The organism is Psychrobacter sp. UBA6291, assembly GCF_002439405.1.
Taxonomy (GTDB): domain Bacteria; phylum Pseudomonadota; class Gammaproteobacteria; order Pseudomonadales; family Moraxellaceae; genus Psychrobacter; species Psychrobacter faecalis.
On sequence record NZ_DJUD01000036.1, the window covers coordinates 1 to 4,314 of the forward strand.

Below are 4,314 nucleotides of genomic sequence, written 5' to 3' on the forward strand. Positions count from 1 at the left end.
TCATAAATTTACCACCAACCTTACCAAGACTAATAAAATAATCATCATTGGCAAACTTCAATCAAAATCATTCACTAGGGGCAAACTCGCCAAGTCCGTCTATGATGCAGGTTGGTTTGAGATTAAGCGGCAACTGACCTATAAGTGCGAGAACGCAGGTTGCTACTATGATGAGGTAAATGAAAGTTACACCACCCAAACTTGTTCGTGTTGTGGCTCACGCCAAAACAGTCCGAAAGGTAGAGCAAACTTAGGAATAAGAGAATGGCTTTGCGAGTGCGGTGTCACTCATGACCGTGATATTAATGCGGCAAAGAATATTCTTGCGCTCGGGCTTGAGCGTCTAGTAGTAGGAATCCCCTCACTTTAGGGAGGAGAGGAAGTCAAGGCTGTTATTCCAAACCTATAAGTCAGAGTAAAAGGATAAATACGATTATTATCGTTGTAGTTTTGCTTTTATAAGCGTTGAGTTATGAAAAATGAGACAAACTTCGTTATACTCAAAATCTGAACCTTTTCTATTATTAACATTTTGATAACTTTGGCATCTTGATAACTATTGCTACCTATTTCATCGCTATATTTTTTAGCGGCTTTTCATTTTTGCATTTAAGGCTGTAACATGACCGTTACTCAAACTTCTAAACCTTTTGAACCTATTATTACCTCGTTATTGGATAACGACTTATATAAATTTACTATGCTGCAAGCCATGCTGCATCAGTTTCCGCAGACCCATGGCGTGTACCGTTTTCGCTGCCGTAATAACGAAGATACGCTGTATCCATTGGCGGATATTAAAGAAGCGTTAGAAAAACAGCTGGACAGCTTGTGTGAATTGCGATTTTTAGAAGATGAGCTGGAGTATTTACGCGGATTGCGCTTTATGCGTTCAGACTTCGTTGATTACCTAGAGTTGTTTAAGCTAAAACGCCGTTTTATCACTGTTAGCACCGATAAAAAAGGTCGCTTGTTTATTGATATCGAAGGGCCGATGATTCAGGCAATGTTTTTTGAAGTATTTGTCTTAGCCATTGTGAATGAGCTATATTTTAGTGCCTTATCTAATGCCAGCGTCATTGAGGAAGGGCAGCGCAGGTTGGATGGAAAAGTTGACTTATTGCACCAATATGCCGTAAAGCAGGAAAAATATGATAATAATACACCGCCACTTATCGTAGCCGATTTTGGTACTCGTAGGCGTTTTAGCAAAGTCTGGCAAGCGCATGTGGTTGAGACTTTACACAAAGCGGAACCAAAAATCGTTAGCGGTACGTCAAACGTTTATTTAGCAAAAAAACTTGGCATGACGCCGATAGGAACGATGGCACATGAGTTTATGCAGGCATTTCAGGCATTGGATGTGCGTTTGCGTGATTCACAAAAAGCGGCACTTGAAGCATGGGTACATGAGTATCGTGGTGATTTGGGTATTGCGCTGACCGACGTCGTTGGGATGGATGCATTTTTACGCGACTTTGATTTGTATTTTGCCAAGCTGTTCGATGGTCTGCGTCATGACAGCGGCGACCCGTATGTTTGGGGTGATAAGGCCATTGCGCATTATAAGAAATTAAAAATAGACCCAAGAACCAAGATTTTGACCTTTAGTGATGGATTGGATTTAAATAAGGCGTGGAATTTACATCAATATTTTAAAGGTCAAATAAGAACCAGCTTTGGCATTGGCACCAATTTGACCAACGATATGGGTATCACCCCGATTAATATCGTCCTAAAATTGGTTGAGTGCAATGGGCAGCCGGTTGCCAAATTGTCAGACAGCCCAGGCAAGACCATGATCAATAATGATACCTATCTTGCCTATTTGCGCCAAGTCTTTGAAGTCGATGAGCCAGAGTAAAATTGGTTTAACTTAAATGTCGCTTTTCTCGATGCTATCTTCTTCGGCGAAAGCGGCATCTAATGCTTGCTGCACGGCATTAATACGAGTTTCGCAAACACGATAAGCGGCAATCGACTCTTCCACTGTCGTCATCAGATTATCGATATCAGGCTCGTCTTGTTGCTGTAGCTCAGCGGCATTGGTTTTTAAAATATCATAAGCTGCCTTAAAGGTCTTTGGGGCGGCTTTTTTACGTTTGCGAGTAGGGGTTGTCATAAGGTTTCCTAACTTTAAAATAAAGTCTTTGATTAAGTTGAATGGGCGGTAGGTTGTATTTCTTACTTATCAATATTTACATCAATAATCTGTGCTTTTGCTTTACCATCTTTTAAGACGATATGTAGCGTTTGCTCAGCATAAAGTTGCGTACTGCTGGTTAGTATTTTTTTATCTTTTGCATCAGTCAGCATGGTATAGCCTTGCTTAAGCACACGAGAAGGACGATGCAAGAGCACAATATCGCGCAGATATTCGCTATCACGTCGTGCTTGTAGCAACTGCTGCTGGGCATTATGTATAATCGTCTTTTTTTGGTTTTGGCTATAACTTGATGCAATGGTTAATTGCTGATAAGCAGAGTTTTGAGTTTGGACTCGCAGCTCACTGGTTCGTCTGGCTGCTTGTTTGACTTGGCGCTGGGCACTTTGCTGAATACTCTGCCAAGCATAATCACTGTCTTTTTGCAGGGCGGTCAGTTGACCAATCGTTTGCGACTGAATGTGACTCAACTGGCGTGACGTTTGTTGCTCAGCGATATTCAGTTGATGCTGCGCTGCTTGTTTGATTTGCGCTTGGTATTGCAGGGTTTGCGTGACGAGCTGGGCCAAATGCGTCATGATAGCAGCAATCACTTTTGATGGTGTATCAAAGCTGCTATGCGCCACTTCATCTAAAATCACTTTATCACGCTCATGACCGATACCAACCCAGACAGGGATAGGTTGCTCGGCAACAAGAGCGGCAAGCTCGTAATCATTGAGATATGCTAAATCACCAACGGCGCCACCGCCACGGATAATGACTAACAAATCTGGCAGGCGCTGATAGGTGTCGTAAAACTGCTGCTGGGCGCTAACGATAGCTTGACGGATTTCTCTTGGTGCGTGATTGCCTTGAAAAGTAGCATTGTGATAATGGAAATGACAGGCATCTGTACGAGCTAAGCGGTCCGCATCGGCTTGAAAGTCGCCCAATCCCGCCGCTTTTTCAGGGGCAATGACTAAGACATGCTCGATATCAAATGGGGTGGGTAGCTGCTGATTTAGGTTTAATAAGCCTTCGCCCGTCAAGCGGTCGACCATCTCCGCATATTGCCGCGCCAAGTCGCCTAAAGTGTAGCTTGGGTCAATATCTTCAATCGTCAGTGAGAAACCGTATTGTGCATGAAAGCCTGCCGATACTTTGAGTAAGACGGTCAAATCACGGTCAAGCGGCATGCCGGTTGCGCGCTCAAACTTTGCTAAGACGCGCGCCGCTTTAAAGCGCCAAAGATTACCACGGCAGCTGGCAATAACTTTGCCGTCGTCATCTTTTTCTGCTAGCTCAAAGTAATAATGCCCACTTTTACTTGATAGGTTGCGAATCTCAGCTTTTACCCATACGCGGTGATTAAAGGTCTGTTTGATGACCATATCGACCGCCGATAAGTAATCACTTAGGCGCAAAACCGTATCTTCTAAACTGACTTCCAGACTGTTTTCTTGCTCAGCCAGTTCCGCCTCCAAGGTCGCTAAATCTTTGGCAGGCACCAATACTTTGTCTTTTTTGGAGCTGACTTGTTTCATATTTGCTAGATTGGGTTTGCGCATAAGAGGAGACCAAAGGTAATCGAGGCTGAAAGGCTGGTGGCGTTAGATTAACTCATCAAAGTAAAGGTTGCAGGTATAAAAGACCAGACAGGATAGTTTACCCCAAAAGTGCCGCGACAAAAAGTAAAGCCAATAAGCTGCGATGAATATAATAGCTATCTCGCAAACTTATTGGCTAAGAGCTTTGTTAAATTATCATTTTTTATTGGCAACGAAAATTAATCATATACTCATAATCATCTTTACGTGATAAATCTGGCGTGCCCGTCCCAAAGATTGAACCGATGACCGCGCCTGCTTGTCCGACCATACGACCCGTTTGCTCATTTAAAATACCGTTATATTTGACTTTATCATCAACGATAATCACTTGTTTTCTTCCACAGGTTTTTTGCGCACTGTCTATTGCATTTTGCTGAGCTTTGACTTTGCTCTCAGCGATGCCCGTGGTTTCATAAATCGAGTTAGCGCGCTGAATCACCGGTGAAGAAGGCGTGCTTTGACAGGCACTCAAAGCCAGAGCCGAAGCCAGTGTTGCTGTTAAAGTAGCGGTTTTATTAAAAATATTCATAATAGTTTACCCCACTCTCAACTTGAAAT

At 43.0% G+C, this 4,314-nt stretch carries 5 protein-coding genes; 2 read left to right on the forward strand and 3 right to left on the reverse strand.

The annotated features are described in order from the left end of the window. On the forward strand, positions 1-370 hold a 370-nt coding region (locus tag B3R91_RS06120), incomplete at its 5' end, for an RNA-guided endonuclease InsQ/TnpB family protein (protein WP_286796861.1). A 252-nt stretch (positions 371-622) separates the two neighbouring features. After that, positions 623-1,864 (forward strand): nicotinate phosphoribosyltransferase, encoded by a 1,242-nt coding sequence (pncB, locus tag B3R91_RS06125; protein ID WP_286796862.1) that lies wholly within the window; start codon positions 623-625, stop codon positions 1,862-1,864. Between the two features lie 12 nt (positions 1,865-1,876). Here pncB and xseB read toward each other — a convergent pair whose 3' ends face one another. The 3 genes from xseB to B3R91_RS06140 form a co-directional block, all read right to left on the reverse strand. Continuing rightward, complete coding sequence (xseB, locus tag B3R91_RS06130) at positions 1,877-2,122, reverse strand: exodeoxyribonuclease VII small subunit (protein WP_144297620.1); 246 nt, start codon at positions 2,120-2,122, stop codon at positions 1,877-1,879. A gap of 62 nt (positions 2,123-2,184) precedes the next feature. After that, complete coding sequence (gene xseA, locus B3R91_RS06135; RefSeq protein ID WP_286796863.1) at positions 2,185-3,714, reverse strand: exodeoxyribonuclease VII large subunit; 1,530 nt, start codon at positions 3,712-3,714, stop codon at positions 2,185-2,187. Between the two features lie 202 nt (positions 3,715-3,916). Continuing rightward, on the reverse strand, positions 3,917-4,285 hold the full coding sequence (locus B3R91_RS06140) for a hypothetical protein (RefSeq protein ID WP_144297622.1): 369 nt from the start codon (positions 4,283-4,285) through the stop codon (positions 3,917-3,919). Between the last annotated feature and the right edge of the window lie 29 nt (positions 4,286-4,314).

What these genes read in the sequence shown, in the direction of transcription:
- pncB (WP_286796862.1), top strand. Translation starts at nt 623, where the DNA reads ATGACCGTTACTCAAACTTCTAAACCTTTTGAACCTATTATTACCTCG.
- xseB (WP_144297620.1), bottom strand. Translation starts at nt 2,122, where the DNA reads ATGACAACCCCTACTCGCAAACGTAAAAAAGCCGCCCCAAAGACCTTT.
- xseA (WP_286796863.1), bottom strand. Translation starts at nt 3,714, where the DNA reads ATGCGCAAACCCAATCTAGCAAATATGAAACAAGTCAGCTCCAAAAAA.
- B3R91_RS06140 (WP_144297622.1), bottom strand. Translation starts at nt 4,285, where the DNA reads ATGAATATTTTTAATAAAACCGCTACTTTAACAGCAACACTGGCTTCG.